This is a genomic window from Shewanella hanedai, from assembly GCF_007197645.1.
Lineage (GTDB): Bacteria > Pseudomonadota > Gammaproteobacteria > Enterobacterales > Shewanellaceae > Shewanella > Shewanella hanedai.
The window spans coordinates 79,568-95,553 of sequence record NZ_VKGK01000020.1 but is presented as its reverse complement, the minus strand read 5'-3'; the positions used below and the strand labels follow the sequence as shown (position 1 = coordinate 95,553).

Below are 15,986 nucleotides of genomic sequence, written 5' to 3'. Positions count from 1 at the left end.
TAATTGTTTATTAGGGCCAAATGGTGTTTACAAGTTGCTCTATTTGCATTGGTTCACTTTGAGACTTAATAAAAATGCGCCATTCTTCAGGAAATGGGGATGTTAATGAGTCATTTGAACCATCAACAGATGCATTTAACGCAAAAATAATAGCCCCATTTGAGACGTTAAAAGCTTTTACATTCGAAATAACATCTTGCAAGGCTTGAGATTTTTTTATAGGTATTTCAGATTTAAAATCAAGCCAGAGCTTTGCTTTATTTCCATTTTTAATTGCAATAACAAAGTAACCAGATTTTTTTGGTAATTTCATCCCACTTACTCTTTTAATTAATAAGCCTTGGATTTCCTTTATATAATTCATAACCTCTTCAACATTAATTTGCTTCTCTTCGAACACTATATCTGGTTGAAGAAGAGTTATCCCCTGAAAAGATAACTCCGAAGCACTTAATTGAACACTAAGAAAACTGATAAAAAGTGCAAATGCTAATTTCATGGAAGCGCTCCTTAACGCCTCATTAAAGAAGCAAATAATTGTTGGCTAAATTTGTGAACGAAGTGAAACAGCAAACTGTTTTTTGCCCGTTTGAACACCTTATTAGGTGCTGTTACCCCTTGTATACATCTTTCGTTTTTAACATATCATAAATGCGTACTTCTCTATTTTCATCGAAGCCAACTTTTTGAATATATTCTTTAGGGTTACTAAAAGTGCCAAACAATAGATCCCAAAAAGCTAATCCATAGTTTTGCGCATGGTGTAAATACTTGTGGTGAACCCTATGCATTTCCGGCCTTTGTAAAACATACCCTAACCAGTAAGGAGTCTTTAGATCTGCATGGATAAACATATTGTATAAAGCTGCAAAAATAAGACTTATACCAGTGCCTATAGCATCAAGTCCTAAAATTAAATAACAGCAAATTGCGTTAAGTAGCGTAGCTGCGATACCGTCAAATGGATGCATGAAAAATGAGGTTAATGCTTCAATTCTTCTTGGGCTGTGATGTAATTGATGAAAAGTTCGCCATAAAAAGTCATATTTATGCATAGCTCTGTGCCACCAATAAGCTACAAAACTTGTAAAAATAAATCCAATTACGCCTTGCTCTATAAAATGTAAGTTATGGAATTCAAAAAAGGAAATACCTCTAAAGGTCCCAACAAAAATGAGTCCTGCTGCAATAGTTGTGACGGATTGAAATAAGCTAATACTTGATGAAAGAATCATCCAGCGACGATCACAGCTATTCTTTGAAGCAGGAGCAATGACTTCAAATGTAAATATACAAACAAAAAGTGTGACTATGATTGATAAAGTGAGCAGTTCCATAAGCACCTAACAGCTTATTCAATAGCAGCACGATAACGTTCCGTTCTACTTGGTTGTTTTTTTGTTAACGTAACACTGCTAAGTTACTGCTGTAAATAGCTAGTTTCTTGCAAAAACAAAGAGCAGCACCAATAGCCAAATCGAAGTGATATTGTTGCTTCAAATCATCCAGTGTAAATGCGGGTTTCAATCGTTCATATTAGCCACAAAGAACACTGAGGATCTTGAGAAAATTAAGAGTGAGGCTGGATCCTGAAACAGGTTCAGGATGACGGTAAAATAAATCAATCTTCATTTGAAGATTGCTCACATCACTCTATGGCCACTTTCTTAACCTGCAGGCTAACCCCATAATAGCGATAATATCCAACCAGATTACTGCCAATAAATAGCACTTCCATTAAAACAGCTGTCGGCGATCCCGCGAGGTAATTGTGCACTAGCCAGAGTGATGTGCCGACTATCATGAGTTGTCGTAATCTTTGATCACTCTGACAAAACGCAGCCGTGGTTTGAAAGAGTGTCGCCGTGAAACTTAACACGCTGAGCAGACCTGAAAAGGTACCGACGGTGATGATTAGCGCGGATAACAGAAACACGGACATCAATCGTTTTGAGGTTGTAAAAATACTGCAGAAATATCGAATACTTGCCAACATCAACAAGCCTGCCGCCGTCCACTGTTCAAGTAGAATAAAATGCACACTAATCAAAATACCCGATACACATAAACAGCAAACAATCTGCTGTCGTTGCTTAAATTGAAACGAGGCTATATCGAAGACAATAGCGATGACGATTAACACTTGAGACCAAACAAATACTGACACTAGACGCCCCTTGTACTGTATCAATTCAACGAGAACATAATTATGCAACGAATTGATGCTAAAGGAATTAACTTAAGTTAATTACGCTAAGGAGTTCAGACGGGCTTTCAATCTCGACAGGCTCTCTGGACTAATGCCAATATAGCTGGCTAATTGAATGTTATTAAGATTCTCAGCCCATAAAGGCCAGTCGGCTAGCAAATGCTGGTATCGCTGTTCTGGTGTTTTTAGCAGTAAAAAAGCCTCTTTCTGCTCTTTAAACAGCAACTGTTGTTTCAGTAAATTGAGCTGAGCGGGGATCCATTTTGGCTCAGAGAGTAAGCTCAATGGCAGTTGAATTACCCTCGCCTTGTCTAAACTTTCAATCTGATATTGTGCAGGCTCACCAGTTAACCAACTGGTGTAGAGAAAACACAGCTCACCGGGAAAATAGAACTCCTTGCAGCGCACCACTCCCTGCTCACCGAAATGACAAGCACGTAAAATACCAGACAGAATAAAGTAACCACATTTCTGCTCACTGTTTTGAGTCAGCAACACTTCACTGCCACGCAAAGAGAGAGGTTTAGTGCCTAGAAATGCGGCTTCGATGCTTTCGCTGTCGAGCCCCAACTCTGATAGAAATTGAAATAGTCTTGTTGTCTCTTCTGGGATCATATCGGCCATCTGTTATTGCTGATTCATCAATTTTGGGCTGGATTTCATCATACGTGATAAAGCGAAATACTTGTTCGAACACTTTTATATATATACCCAAACTACTTGGAAATGCAGCATTCAGTGGGAATTACTAAAGAGAATTAAAAAATCCACATGAAATATAGGCTTAATAGATTTTAATGATTCATCCAATCGATAAAGATCACTTTTTTTAATCACTATTTCCGTTCTACACTGTTTGCAGGCAGAAAGAGCGTGTGTTGTAGATAATGAGAATCCCAATGGATCTAACAAGAAAAAGCTGTTTAGTACTATCGATGAGTCTGGCATTTAGTGTCCAAGCTGAAACCTTAACCCGTGACAATGGTGCCCCTGTAGGCGATAACCAAAACTCAATCACTGCAGGCAGTAACGGCAGCGTGCTTTTACAGGACGTTCAGTTGATTCAAAAACTACAACGTTTCGCTCGTGAACGTATACCTGAGCGTGTTGTTCATGCCAGAGGCACAGGTGTGCATGGTGAGTTTGTTGCCAGCGATGACCTTAGCGGTCTAACCCAAGCAGCGCTTTTTTCTGAAAAAGGAAAAGTAACGCCAGTATTTGTCCGTTTCTCAACGGTTATCCATTCAAAAGGTTCACCGGAAACGTTACGTGATCCTCGTGGATTCGCAACACGCTTCTATTCAGAGCAAGGTAATTGGGATCTCGTCGGTAATAACCTGCCAGTGTTCTTCATCCGTGATGCCATTAAATTTCCTGACATGGTGCATTCACTAAAGCCGTCACCTATTACCAATATCCAAGACCCTAATCGTTACTTTGATTTCTTTAGCCATGAAGGCACGGCAACCAACATGCTCACGTGGGTTTACACCAATTTAGGCACGCCATCGAGCTACCGTAAAATGGATGGCTGGGGCGTACATGCCTATAAGTTTATTAATGACGATAACCAAGTTAAGTACGTCAAGTTTCACTGGAAGAGTCAGCAAGGTGTTGAAGGGCTAAGACCTGCTGAAGTCACACAGATGCAAGGTAAAAACTTCAACCATCTGACCGACGATCTGTATAGCGAGATTGATAAAGGCAACTTCCCTAAATGGGATCTCAAAGTCAAAGTATTGAGCCCAGAGGATCTCAGTAAGTTTGATTACAACCCGCTCGATGCAACGAAAATGTGGCTTGATGTGCCTGAAACAACAGTAGGCACAATGACCTTAAACCGTGTTCCGGGTAACTTCTTCCAAGAAACCGAACAGGCTGCATTTGCTCCTTCTAACTTGATCCCAGGTATTGAGCCGTCGGAAGACAAATTGCTGCAAGGGCGTATCTTCTCCTATGCCGATACACAGCTATATCGTTTAGGCGCCAACTTGTCACAACTGCCGATTAACCAAGCACGGGTGAAAGTTGCAAATCACAACCAAGATGGCGCATCGAATTACGGCCACACTACAAGTGACATTAACTATCAGCCAAGCAGTCATTTAGCTCTCGCTGAAGATAACCGTTACCGCTCAGTGAATACGCCAGTTACTGGCACCGTGCAGCAAAAAGTCATAGGTAAGCAAGATAACTTTACGCAAGCAGGGATCTTTTATCGCGGCCTAAGCAAACAAGATAAGAGTGACTTGATCACCAACTTGTCTGGCGACCTTGGTCAAGTAAGAGACAGTAATGTTAAGCATCAGATGTTGAGCTACTTCTACCTCGCTGACCAAGATTTTGGTAAGCGACTCACTAAGGCCGTTAATGGTGACTTAAACGAAGTGAAGCAAAGAGTGAAGCGCCAGAAAAACCTCATGTAACAAGCGATCGATATTTAATACTAAAGGGCAAGTATTAACTCCAATCAGTATAACAAGTACCGAGTAAGCCCCGCGAGACGCAATTTTGCTCTTTTCTGCCCTGTTTAGAGTGCGTCTTGCGGGCAACCGGAATCACTAGATAAATAAGCAATATCTTTTTAATCGAGGCCTCATCCATGTTTAGCTCACTGTCACTGAAATCAATGTTTGTTTTGCTCTGTGCTAACTTAGGCGCAAGCATTATCATCTCAGCTCTTTATGTCTCTTATTCTCTCGCCGCGCCGCTTACAGCCGAGCACTCTCACAAAGATAAGCCTGTAGAGCAAGCTATCGAGAAACAGACTCAATTACTTATGGATTACTACTTTGCAGCTGCCAGAACTGGCGATGTAGAGGTGTTAACTCACTTTATCGAAGCGGGGTTTCCTGTCGATCAACGCAATGCCCAAAGCTATACCGCGCTGATGGTCTCAGCCTATAACGGTCAGGAGTTAGCAACAGCAGCCTTACTCGAACAGGGTGCCAATGCATGTCTGCAGGATAAACGGGGCAACACAGCGATAATGGGCGCGGTGATCAAGGCTGAGTTTTCAATCATGAAACAGCTTTATAGCCAAGAGTGTGACGCTGAAATGACCAACAAATCGGGTATGTCACTTGAAGAATTTGCCACCTTCTGGGGCCAAAGTGAACGATTGCGCGATGCGAGTCTAGCAGCGAAATAATAAACGCAGCCACTAATACCTAATCGTATCATGCTGCGTTTATTAACATTAAAGCTTACAACCCCTCTGTCACCTTAGCCGTTTAAGGACAAGAACTCGCGTATATGTCGCTGGCCCAAGTGCTGTTATCGATAAAGGGGTTACGATTGGTCTGCCATTCGAAAATACGATTATTACGGCGGCGTTCCCAATCACTGACAGGATCTTGCAGATGCCAGCTAAGCAAGGTACAAAGATCGCCAAGTAAGGGTTGTCCCGTACTTGTCATCCCATTGGCAATGCTTAAATCAGGTGTGCCACTGCTGTCGTTACCTTCATACCTGACATCCATATAAAAGATCATGCGCGCCACGTCGCCCTTAACTTCATCTTTTGGCTCAAAGCTATCGGAGTCAGTTCTGTTACCTGGCGCCTCTGATATTTCACTGCCACCCATGGCAAAATCCTTGTTACCTCGGCTACTGTTCACAGAAACATCTGAGGGACGTAGATGATGCATATCCGTGTAAGCGTGCTTGCCACTACTAGGGAAACCATGACTTTTAGCCCACACATGCTCACGGTTCCATGCATCCTGAGAGTTACTCATGCCTGCACGATTGGTTTTCGGCTCAGAGCGGCCGGTGTACAGCAAAATCACATTACTGGTATTGGCAGGATCTTCATCGGCATAACCCAATCCATCCCACACCTGGCTATAGCTGAAACGCGTATGGGCCTTAATTTTTCCATTAAGGCTCGCTTTCAATGCACTGCCTGTTTTTCCTATGGCGTTGGCATAATAGGTCGCATAGACATAATCACCATTATCTCCACCAGAGCCATCTCCTCCTCCGCCGCCATCACCACCGCCATTTCCTGCGGTGTAATTCAGCACTAAGCTCACTCCGCTAAAAGATTGGTAAGCTTGAATATTGGCATAATAACGCCCAGCAACGGGGTTGATTACAGCACACTGCTCGTTATTGCCCGTAAGGTAAGGAGCACAATCATAGGTATTCAATGTAGGCTCACTGCCTTGACGCAGATAAAGATCGGCATCACCCGTTCCCCCGCTCATGCTCACACTCACCTGCGTAGCACCAGCAGGAAGATCGGCAATATACTTAAGCGTCTGACCTGTACTTGCACTTAACCCTGTTTTAGCTTGACCATTACCCAGTTGGTTATTATCACCTCCTCCATCTCCGCCGCCGTTACCACCACAGCTTGTGGTTAACGAGCCAGAGCCTGGATTGCCAGCATTATTACTGGCCGCCCAATCCGCCGCAGATTGAGTATTGATCACCGTGGTGCGATGCAAAGAGACATTACGCACATTCAAGGACCAACCGCTTACCCCGCCTTCCCAGGCTACAAGATCAACCTGCTCAGCCCCTTTTTTCAATCGAACAAAGTCACCTGAGTTACCCAGTGCTAGTGACATAGGAAATTGATCTGGCGTTGCATTAAACAGACTCGTAAACCCAGCTTCATTTGCTGCAACGGTAAAGTAAGCTCCCGACGCTAGACTTCCCTGCAGGCCATAACTGCTACCGTTATCACTGATTTGATATTGACTCAGATCAACGCTGCTACACCCCGCGTTAAACAACTCAACAAACTCTTCGACACTGTCATTATTAGGTGCGTCATATAAGACTTCACTAATCAGTAGATTGGCATTGGCACTAAATGCCAATCCCGACAGCAATGCGACCATAGATAATTTTGATATTTCCATCATTAATATCACTCTCTAGTAACTATTATTAATTCAGCATCGATACCAGAACAGCTCCAAGATTCCGCATTTTGAAGTGGCTTAGGCATTCTGAACTGACCCCATGCTCTCCATCCATATTGATGAATTTAGAAAAGCACATGTAGCATAGTAACCATGCAAAGTTACAATATGAAACACTTAAATCATCAAGTTGATAACTATTATTTAAAATCAATACATAGTCGTAAATGCAGATGGATTCCAAAATATGAGAACGTCATTCCAATTTAAAAAGTACAGTAAGTAATAAAACAAGCGAAAGTGTAGAAACTTTATGCAGAGATTCAAGATTAAATAAACTGAGATAGGACTCACGCCACCTCAATAGTTAATAATTTAAGATGAATCTAATAGTGAGTTATTTAATTTAATGCTGAACAGGAAATGACCAACACAGAGAGTGAATGTGTAGGCTTAGAATCGATCTGACTAAGTCTACACATCAATAATGGTTACAATATGACTCTTTTTACCACGCTCAAAGGCTGGCTTTACACCTTTTCTAATTCAACTTCATGATGAGATAAAGGCAACTCTCTTGCTTGCTCTCTCAAGTAATCCATCCCAGAGAGGAAGCCAGTGAACATCTTAAGGGCAATAAACTGGCCTTTTTCAGTAGTGATATAATGATCGCTCTGCTTTTTGATGGCACCCACACCCAGTAGGTAACTCATCTCTAGCGGGAAAGCTTGCCATAATGTCTTGCCAGTATGGGCATTAAAAATTCGATTATCGAGACGGCCATGGCCCATCATGATCATTAAATGATGCTGCAGTAATGCTTTGTTTTCTATATTTTTAATGTAACAAGTGCCATTTTGTTGCTGCTTTACCCGTTGGATATAATTAGGGATATCAAAGCTTGAGATCCTAAACTGCTCGCCAAAACGGCCAAACGCACCAGAGCCAACACCGAAACAGTCCTCACCATCAAGTACGTACTTGTTCTCCACTGGCTGACCAAAATTACGGCTAAAGGTCCAAGGGAAATCCATCAAATATCGCCCACTCAGCGCCTTTTTCACTGCCAGAAAGTGCGGCCATAATTCGTGTGGATGACCAGCAAGACAACCCGCTTTCTTACGGTTTTTCCCTATGCCTAACGTCAAAGGATAGGTGGTAATTTGATCTGGGTGTAGCCTAACAGTCTGAGCAAGATCCCACTGAATAGATTCGGGAGTCTGCCCTTTAAAACCATACATCATATCCAAATTAACTGTTGGAATAAGCTCGATAGCACGACTGACATAATCCGCCTGTTGCAGGCCAGAGCCAAATTTCTCAAAACGCCCGCTGGCTTTTAGAATCTTATCATCAAAGCTTTGTACACCTATGGACATTCTGTCAACGAGTCCATTGAGCAGTTCAGGATTACCCTCTTTAAAATAGATGGGATCGCTCTCACAAGAGACTTCGCGGATTTGAGTCAATCCCTTAATCATCTCTATCGTTTTAATCAGTTCATCTTCTAATATTGTCGTGGTTCCTCCGCCAATATACACCCGATTAAATCGGTAACCTTTGGCAATAACCTCGCGGATCTCTTGTCGTAAAGCCTTGAAATACTCTCTGGCCAAAGGTTCGCTATATTTCACTTTATGAAAGGAGCAAAATCGACACAGGGTATGACAGAAAGGGATATGGATATACAGGGTTTCTATCGGCGATTCTGGCACCAGCTCTTCACGACCATCGAAGGCTAATGGAGATGCGTCAGCTAATGAAAGAGAGTGCTGAATTGTCCAGTTTATCATCCAATCAAGACTATCAGCGGCAATTAATAAGCGCGAATTTGATAATGAAAATGTCATAACGTATTCCCTTACTGTTAGCCTAATATCTATGCTTTGCATGACTTAACAAATATAGATAAATGAAAACAATACTGAACAAGAAAACAAAGTAAGTTCAGACTAATCAAAGCCGAGCTATTAAACTGATACGTATGCGAGATAATGGATATTATCTGTTGAATTTAACCAAATTTGTCTATTGGCGCACATTATTCAACTCAACCAAGAAATGGATTCACTTTGTAAACAAGCTTGTGCCTAATTACCTATCGCTTATTTAATATGCTAACTTACATGCTGACTTAACATTGACTACATTAAACCTTAATAGAAGCATGGTATTTCAAGGGGAACACTAAACAGACCAAATAATGTTCGATAATGGTATAGTGTATTTTGATTAACAGAAATTAGAGAGTTTAAGAAGGAGAACAAGGTTTGATTATTACCGAAACTGAACGACTCATATTACGCCGCTTCACCGCGGAGGATAAACATGCAGTTTTTCAATTAAACAGTATTCCAGAGATATTAACCTATATTCCTGGAGAACCAATGTCATCGGTAGATCAGGCTGAAACCATCTTAAAGGATCTCGTCTTCCCCGGTTATGAAAAGTTTGGATTTGGTCGTTGGGCTGTTGAGCACAAAGCCGACAACAAAGTCATTGGTTTCTGTGGCCCGACATTTGTACAAGAGTTCAATGAGGTTGAGCTGGGTTACCGCTACCTGCCTGAATATTGGGGCACGGGAATAGGATTTGAAGCAGCCAATGCCGCACTTTCTGTGATCCCTAGCTTTGATATTAACCATGTCATCGCCCTCATTCTATTAGGCAATAGAGGCTCTGAGGCGCTAGCCAGAAAAGTTGGCATGACCGAACGCGGTCGTGACAGTTTTATGGGGCATAAGGTCAACGTATTCGAGAAGCAGCTTTAGGTTTCTGCTGGTGCCCTCTGCCAGCAAGAGTGCAAACCAGCCTAAACTGCTTTAAATCCAATCCTAAAACCGCCCCAGTGTTTCCCTCTTACAAAAATGGGAACTGACAGGTCGTGCATCACCTCGCCAGTATCTCGCTTGTAGGTTTGCAGCAACACAGCTTGAACATGCTGCCCACAGCGAATGCCGGTCGGATCGTCAAACAATCGTTTGGTGCGATTATTCACCACATCAATCTCAGTTTTCCCCGTTAATCTTTGACTGAAGCAAAGATTATGGGTTGGGAAGTAGCCCTTCATATCCACACATCCCGCGTACACTATCTCTTTAAGTCTGCCGAGTATGGGTTCTTGAATGGCAGGGAAGTGACGATCGGTATATGCATCAAAGCCAGTGCAGTACTTCACAGGAACCGTATTAGGGATCGCTTGATAATTAGGAGCAAACAACTCTCGCTCGTTAAATGTTCCCGTGTCTAACCCTTTTTCCAATATCGCGCCGCACTCTTTTGCTCCCTCTTGAGCTTGCTTAAGTATGTCTTGCTCCAGGGTTTGAGTATCGAACATAGCCAACTCAGTGAATATTCCTTCAGTGGTCTTAGATAACCCAAAGGCCTGCGCTGACACTTTACTGCTTTGCACAGCCGTATTTTCTAGCGATTCATGTATCCGCCCTACAGATCCTGAGATCTCATGAGTGGTATTGGTCGACTCTTTGAGCGACTCCTCCATCTGGCTCAATGAATCAGCCGATAGGGCTATCGATGAGGAGATCTGATTAAAGCTCACATCCAGCTTTCCCATCACATCGACTGTTTGCGTTGTTCGTTTGACAACTTGCTCCATTAAACCTGAAGTACGATCGGTTTCAGCGCTGACTTCAAGTAACATTTTGGCGATATCACTGGTGGCTTGGGCTGTTTTACCTGCCAGATTACGAACCTCATCGGCAACCACTGCAAAACCACGTCCCTGCTCACCTGCTCGCGCTGCTTCTATCGCCGCATTAAGCGCTAACAAGTTGGTTTGCTCTGCCACTGAATTAATCAATTCAGTGATCTTTTGAATACTTTGCGCTTTCTCTTTTAATGACTGGACCTGCATAGCCGCAGTGTTAATATCCAAACTTAAGGACTCTATGGTTTTAACGCCCACTTCCGCTTGAGCGCGACCTTCAACACTGAAACGTTCAGCATCTTGCGCCTGCTGTAAAATGTGCGCCGCATTGTCACTTAGCTGACTCGTTGTGACACTCAGCTCTTCCGCGGCAACCGAGATCTGGCTTGCACTCTGCCCATTTTTATCAATCGAAAGGTTAAGTCCGTCAATAAAATGAGAAACCTCTGCAGCACCGATAGCAATCTTGCTGGTGTGCAGGCTTATCTGTTTAGCCGCTTTATTGGACTGCTCATGCTCAGCCGTTTGACCTTGAATGTTGGCAACTTGACTGGCTCGATGATCGCTCCGGCGTAAAATAGCCCAGAGACTAATGGCGCTCAGAAAAGCCACTATTAGGCTGGAGACCCAAGCAGTTAACGGCCATGGCAAGATAGATAACAGCGAGCTATAAAATAGGATAATAATAAAAACAGTGATCAATCGATTGAGGTTTTGTTGTTCAGCCATACATCACCAAGAGTTTTGATAACACGGTATCCCTGACAAAAAGATCAGAGCGCATTTATTGCTATCACTTATAGTGTGTAAAATCCCACCAATTGGGGATTAGACCTTAGTCGCCTCTAACAAAACAGCAAACAAAGAGCCACCTAGAGACAAAATAGGCTTTACTGAGCAATGAGGCCTCATAGAGGTTTTAGCTTTGTCTGGAGTATTCACTAAGCTTAAATCATGTAATAACAGTCAGTTGAATTAAATGACGGATATATCGCCACTGAAGCGTTAGTTAAAGAAATGTAATATTTCTTTCTTTTTTATTAAAAAATAGTATAAATGTTACTAATTATATTAATTCTCCCTTCCTTGGATAAAGAGATAGAAATGATGAAGCTTTTGCCCCCCTTGGCCCTACTGATTTTGAGTGGCTTTTTTGCGACTAACTGTGACGCCGTACACACGATTAAATTATCACCTTCCACAGCAGACATGACACCAGTGGTACGTGAAGCGCTGGCCGCCGTAAAGGATGATGAGTTAAAAATTGTGTTTGAAGAAGGTGTGTACACCTTTTTACCAGATTACGCAGAATCTGGTTATAGGGTGATCACCAATCATGGTAATGGGGTAAAAAAAGTCATTTTCTCATTGGAGGACTTTTCCTCTGTTGAAATAGAAGGTAATGGTGCAGAGTTGGTTTTTCATGGTCAAGTTGCCCCTTTCCAGTTTTACCGTAATAACAAAGTCTCTGTCAGTAACTTGTCTATAGATTGGGATACGCCTTTTACATTTACAGCTGAAGTACTTGCTGTGAACCGTAAGCAGAGTTGGGTGGATGTCAAACCTTTACCCGGTATGAGTTTTAAGGTCGCTGGACAAAAAATCCTGTTCCCCAATATCGATGGTTTCAATTATGAGTATTTAGGTTCTACCCTTTTTTTTGAACCTGAAAAAAAGAAAGTCGTCCACGGAGCCAGAGATATTCACAGTAAGCCTAAAAAAGTAGAAAAACGCAGAGATGGTGTGCTGCGAATTCATGAGGAGCTAAAATATTACCCACCAGTAGGTTCATGGTGGGTATCAAAAGGAGATCGGCACAACGACCGTTATGCTCCCGCTTTTCAAGTCCGCAATTCCCAAAATATCCAGTTTAAAGATGTGGTGATTCATCACGCATTAGGAATGGGATTCTTATTTGAACGCTCTGAAAACATTGAGTTGATATCAAGTGGGGTATACCTACGAGATAAAGAAAATGGCAACCGAGTCATCTCCTCAACTGCCGATGCGACTCACTTCGCCAACTGTAAGGGCGACATACTCATTGAAGACAGCCGCTTTGAAAACATGCTCGATGACGGTGTTAACGTCCATGGTACCTATGTGGTTGTCGATGCTTTAATTGATAGCAATACCGTGCGAGTAGAACTCAAGCATTTTGAACAACAGGGTTTTCAGTTTGCAGCAACTGGGGATAAAGTCTGGTTTGTTCACCAGCCCGATGTGCGTCGCCGTTCGGTGAATGAGGTTAGCGCCGTTGATACTATCAATGAGCAATATATACAGCTGACCTTTAAAGAGCCTCTGCCGACGAAGCTCAAAAAAGGCGATTTACTCGAGAACAAAACATGGAACCCAACATTCACCCTGCGCGGTACCCATATTGGCGACCATAGAGCCAGAAGTATTGTGTTGAAAACCCCTAAGAAAATATTGATAGAAAATAATCATTTCTATTCCATGATGTCCTGTATTTTCTTTCGTGGGGAAAGTTTCTACTGGTATGAATCAGGCGCCGTTAACGATGTCACTATTCGTCAGAACAACTTTAATAACTGCGCCCACTCAGCTAAAGAGCATGCTGTTGTTTACATCACTCCTCGCTTGGGGAAAACCTTTGATGAGACTCAATATTTCGACAGCAATATTCGTTTTGAAGACAATAATATCACCACCTTCGATAATCGAATCATTTGGGCCGATAGGGTTAATGGCCTCGTCATAAAAGGCAATAATATAACTAAAATCAGTAATAACATCACTCCACCTTTGCATGCCAACGCGCCTATATTCGAGTTCACCAACAGCAAGAACGTGGAGTTAATCAATAACCATTATACCGGCGACATAGACACTTTGATAAAGAGTGACAATGCCTCCCGTGCAACCCTTAAAAATGATGATTCCATTCGCCAGAACTAGCGATATTGTTTTAATAAAATCAACAAGCGCCTACGGGCGCTTTTTGCTTGACGAACCCAGCTTCTTAAGTCAAATAACTCACCTACAGTATATTTATCATACAATATAATTATTCGTTCTAAGAGCATTACAAGAGTAACGGCCAATTTTAAATTGTTATTCATAGTGTTAGCCCATTATTTTCAAAACACCTCACGTTGAGTAAATGTTAACAATTCTATGGTAAGTTAACTTGTAAGATAAATAACTAAAATAATACTCATTGAGACTCACTTATGAAAATATCGCACATTGTCTTTTTAACAAGCTCACTTATGCTACTCAACGGATCGGTTATTGCTGCTGAATGCAGTCTTAATCCTCTGCCCAACAGTTGTGATAATAGCAGTTCGACCCATTGCCAATTAGACGTCAGTCGTTGGGGCGTAACAACAGCCAACGCTGATAATAGCTCTTGTTTCAAAAAGTTGACTGACTTTGCCACCACACAATCCATCAACAAAACCGTTGATATTCAATTCGGCAATGGCACATACAAATTTGCCTCTCCAGTCTCAGCATCAGCCATTAGTCGTCATTCCAGCACCATGCAGTTCAGCTTCAATGACTCTCGAATTGCCATTGCCAATAAAACCTCAAACAACCTTTTACAGATAAAAGGGCGGGGAAAAGATGGCGCTAACATGACCAGACTCGAGTTTATCGGGTTTCAACAAAACAATGGTATCAGTACCATACGTTTAAATGGTATCAGTGTGCTTGCCAGCAAGTATGTCAGTATCAGCGATTTGAGTTTGACTCATGACAGATATCCCTTTTCCCAAGGGATCATTGAACCGAGCTCTATCAATTCTAGAACCGATACTAATGTGATAATCAAAATGGATGCTGGTTATGGTGCCCCACAACCTTTCGCCCGAAATACCACAGATAAAAGCTTTATCGTAACTTATAAATCGGACACGACCTTCGAGAAGGTACCATCAGATATACAATTTGAGGGCTTTACTGATCTGGGGGGGGGGCCGCTATGAATTACTCAACATTAACAGAGACAATATGGGATTCCTGTATAACTACCACCGTAATGACACGACACTCAAAGTCACTTTGTCGCCTAAAATTGGTGGGGAAAGCCTGTATTTCTACAACAGCGACAATATTACCGGTAGAAATATTGATATCTCAAACGCACCTGCTGTCGCAATTCGCTCTTGGGCTGGGGGCAGCAATTTAATGCTAGATAACGTCAACTACATTCGCCGCCACATCAATACTAACAGTGATATCGCACCATTAATGGCAGGAACAGCAGGCGGCTATATCATCCAAGCCCTTCGTGGTGGATTGACGATTAAAAACTCCCTTATTGATCACAATGCTGACGATACTTTAGGACTGTTTTCGCAAAACATCGCGATGACGGCAATCAACTCAGCTTCAAACCAAGTGACCGTCAATGAGAAGAAAGCACAGTCGATTCACCTCAACGACATCTTGGATATTTTCAGCTCTCAAACTCTTCGTCGAAGCCACGCAAAGCTCACGGTAATAGGCATAAACAGCACAGGAGATGGAAATCTAGTACTTACGCTAGATAAAGCGTTTAGCGGTGCGAATGCGGGCGATTATATAGGTAGCCGCAGTGCCACCATTGGCTTACCGGGAAATCGCTTTAAAATTCAAAACAATGTCCTGAGGCACAATAAAGGTCGTGGTATACGTGCTAACGCTTCCTTTGGTGATATCACCAATAACACCCTTACTCGTAATGGTAATGGCGGTGTGTGGCTTGGAAGTGATGATGGCAGCAACGGTCAGTGCAACAGCTCTGTAACGGTCAGCAATAACACCTTCAACGAACAACTTCATGGTCCATCAGTGCTAATCCACAGTGCTAGAGGACGTCATGTTGAGAGCACTGACAAATGCCAAAAGAACATCACGATTAACAACAATACCATCAATAACCAAGCTAAGAACGCACCAGGTATTTTTGTGGATAATGTCAACAAAGTCACCATCAATAGTAATACTCTAACGTCTGAATTTTCAGGGTCCAGTGTGATCAAAACCCAGCTTGATGAACGCCTCGACTCTTCAGGGATCAGCAAAGAGCAACGTAAGAACACCATGATTCTGTCCAACTATGCCAAAAAAGTCAGTCAGTCCAACAACAGCAGTGCCAGAGGTAAAAATACCGTTTACAGCAAAACGGCCAATACCAAGTAACCCATAAAAAAACGCAGCCAGATGGCTGCGTTTTTATCTATCGAAAAACTAGAACTCGTCACCAAAGTCATCGAGCAGA

The 15,986-nt window shown here is 42.4% G+C and carries 13 protein-coding genes; 6 read left to right on the top strand and 7 right to left on the bottom strand.

Annotated elements, in window-relative coordinates:
* Positions 1-10 precede the first annotated feature (10 nt).
* From FN961_RS16155 to FN961_RS16140, 4 genes are all read right to left on the bottom strand, one after another.
* Entirely contained in the window at positions 11-499 is a 489-nt protein-coding gene (locus tag FN961_RS16155; RefSeq protein ID WP_144041212.1) for a hypothetical protein, read from the bottom strand.
* A gap of 112 nt (positions 500-611) precedes the next feature.
* Positions 612-1,337 (bottom strand): sterol desaturase family protein, encoded by a 726-nt coding sequence (locus FN961_RS16150; protein WP_144041211.1) that lies wholly within the window; start codon positions 1,335-1,337, stop codon positions 612-614.
* A gap of 311 nt (positions 1,338-1,648) precedes the next feature.
* Positions 1,649-2,167, bottom strand: a complete 519-nt coding sequence (locus FN961_RS16145) for a YgjV family protein (RefSeq protein ID WP_144041210.1) — start codon at positions 2,165-2,167, stop codon at positions 1,649-1,651.
* Between the two features lie 81 nt (positions 2,168-2,248).
* A complete protein-coding gene (locus FN961_RS16140) occupies positions 2,249-2,833 on the bottom strand; it encodes a Crp/Fnr family transcriptional regulator (RefSeq protein WP_221936131.1) in 585 nt (194 codons plus the stop codon).
* A gap of 275 nt (positions 2,834-3,108) precedes the next feature.
* On the opposite strand from FN961_RS16140, the gene katE1 reads away from it, so the two are divergent.
* Both katE1 and FN961_RS16130 read left to right on the top strand, forming a co-directional pair.
* Positions 3,109-4,635 carry a catalase KatE1 gene (gene katE1, locus FN961_RS16135; protein ID WP_144041209.1) on the top strand — a complete coding sequence of 509 codons (1,527 nt, stop codon included), beginning with the start codon at positions 3,109-3,111 and terminating at the stop codon, positions 4,633-4,635.
* 176 nt (positions 4,636-4,811) lie between these two features.
* Positions 4,812-5,360, top strand: a complete 549-nt coding sequence (locus FN961_RS16130) for an ankyrin repeat domain-containing protein (protein ID WP_144041208.1) — start codon at positions 4,812-4,814, stop codon at positions 5,358-5,360.
* An 82-nt stretch (positions 5,361-5,442) separates the two neighbouring features.
* On the opposite strand, the gene FN961_RS16125 is transcribed toward FN961_RS16130, so the two are convergent.
* Both FN961_RS16125 and FN961_RS16120 read right to left on the bottom strand, forming a co-directional pair.
* A complete protein-coding gene (locus FN961_RS16125; RefSeq protein ID WP_144041207.1) occupies positions 5,443-7,086 on the bottom strand; it encodes an endonuclease in 1,644 nt (547 codons plus the stop codon).
* A gap of 530 nt (positions 7,087-7,616) precedes the next feature.
* Positions 7,617-8,936: a coproporphyrinogen III oxidase family protein gene (locus FN961_RS16120; protein ID WP_144041206.1), complete on the bottom strand. Its 1,320-nt coding sequence runs from the start codon at positions 8,934-8,936 to the stop codon at positions 7,617-7,619.
* Between the two features lie 420 nt (positions 8,937-9,356).
* Between FN961_RS16120 and FN961_RS16115 the strand changes: the two genes are divergently transcribed.
* Entirely contained in the window at positions 9,357-9,857 is a 501-nt protein-coding gene (locus FN961_RS16115; RefSeq protein WP_144041205.1) for a GNAT family N-acetyltransferase, read from the top strand.
* A gap of 41 nt (positions 9,858-9,898) precedes the next feature.
* Here FN961_RS16115 and FN961_RS16110 read toward each other — a convergent pair whose 3' ends face one another.
* Positions 9,899-11,482 carry a methyl-accepting chemotaxis protein gene (locus FN961_RS16110; protein ID WP_144041204.1) on the bottom strand — a complete coding sequence of 528 codons (1,584 nt, stop codon included), beginning with the start codon at positions 11,480-11,482 and terminating at the stop codon, positions 9,899-9,901.
* Positions 11,483-11,857: 375 nt separating this feature from the next.
* On the opposite strand from FN961_RS16110, the gene FN961_RS16105 reads away from it, so the two are divergent.
* The 3 genes from FN961_RS16105 to FN961_RS16095 all read left to right on the top strand — a co-directional run bounded on the left by FN961_RS16105 (position 11,858) and on the right by FN961_RS16095 (position 15,907).
* Positions 11,858-13,675 (top strand): alpha-1,3-galactosidase-related protein, encoded by a 1,818-nt coding sequence (locus FN961_RS16105; RefSeq protein WP_229814756.1) that lies wholly within the window; start codon positions 11,858-11,860, stop codon positions 13,673-13,675.
* 275 nt (positions 13,676-13,950) lie between these two features.
* A complete protein-coding gene (locus FN961_RS16100; protein WP_144041203.1) occupies positions 13,951-14,709 on the top strand; it encodes a hypothetical protein in 759 nt (252 codons plus the stop codon).
* A 25-nt stretch (positions 14,710-14,734) separates the two neighbouring features.
* On the top strand, positions 14,735-15,907 hold the full coding sequence (locus tag FN961_RS16095; protein ID WP_144041202.1) for a hypothetical protein: 1,173 nt from the start codon (positions 14,735-14,737) through the stop codon (positions 15,905-15,907).
* Positions 15,908-15,986: the final 79 nt, after the last annotated feature.

Excerpts from the sequence above, each read along its gene's own strand:
- FN961_RS16105 (WP_229814756.1), top strand. The coding sequence starts at position 11,858 with ATGATGAAGCTTTTGCCCCCCTTGGCCCTACTGATTTTGAGTGGCTTT.
- FN961_RS16140 (WP_221936131.1), bottom strand. The coding sequence starts at position 2,833 with ATGGCCGATATGATCCCAGAAGAGACAACAAGACTATTTCAATTTCTA.
- FN961_RS16150 (WP_144041211.1), bottom strand. The coding sequence starts at position 1,337 with ATGGAACTGCTCACTTTATCAATCATAGTCACACTTTTTGTTTGTATA.
- FN961_RS16155 (WP_144041212.1), bottom strand. The coding sequence starts at position 499 with ATGAAATTAGCATTTGCACTTTTTATCAGTTTTCTTAGTGTTCAATTA.
- FN961_RS16110 (WP_144041204.1), bottom strand. The coding sequence starts at position 11,482 with ATGGCTGAACAACAAAACCTCAATCGATTGATCACTGTTTTTATTATT.
- FN961_RS16095 (WP_144041202.1), top strand. The coding sequence starts at position 14,735 with ATGGGATTCCTGTATAACTACCACCGTAATGACACGACACTCAAAGTC.
- FN961_RS16120 (WP_144041206.1), bottom strand. The coding sequence starts at position 8,936 with ATGACATTTTCATTATCAAATTCGCGCTTATTAATTGCCGCTGATAGT.
- FN961_RS16130 (WP_144041208.1), top strand. The coding sequence starts at position 4,812 with ATGTTTAGCTCACTGTCACTGAAATCAATGTTTGTTTTGCTCTGTGCT.
- FN961_RS16125 (WP_144041207.1), bottom strand. The coding sequence starts at position 7,086 with ATGATGGAAATATCAAAATTATCTATGGTCGCATTGCTGTCGGGATTG.
- katE1 (WP_144041209.1), top strand. The coding sequence starts at position 3,109 with ATGGATCTAACAAGAAAAAGCTGTTTAGTACTATCGATGAGTCTGGCA.
- FN961_RS16100 (WP_144041203.1), top strand. The coding sequence starts at position 13,951 with ATGAAAATATCGCACATTGTCTTTTTAACAAGCTCACTTATGCTACTC.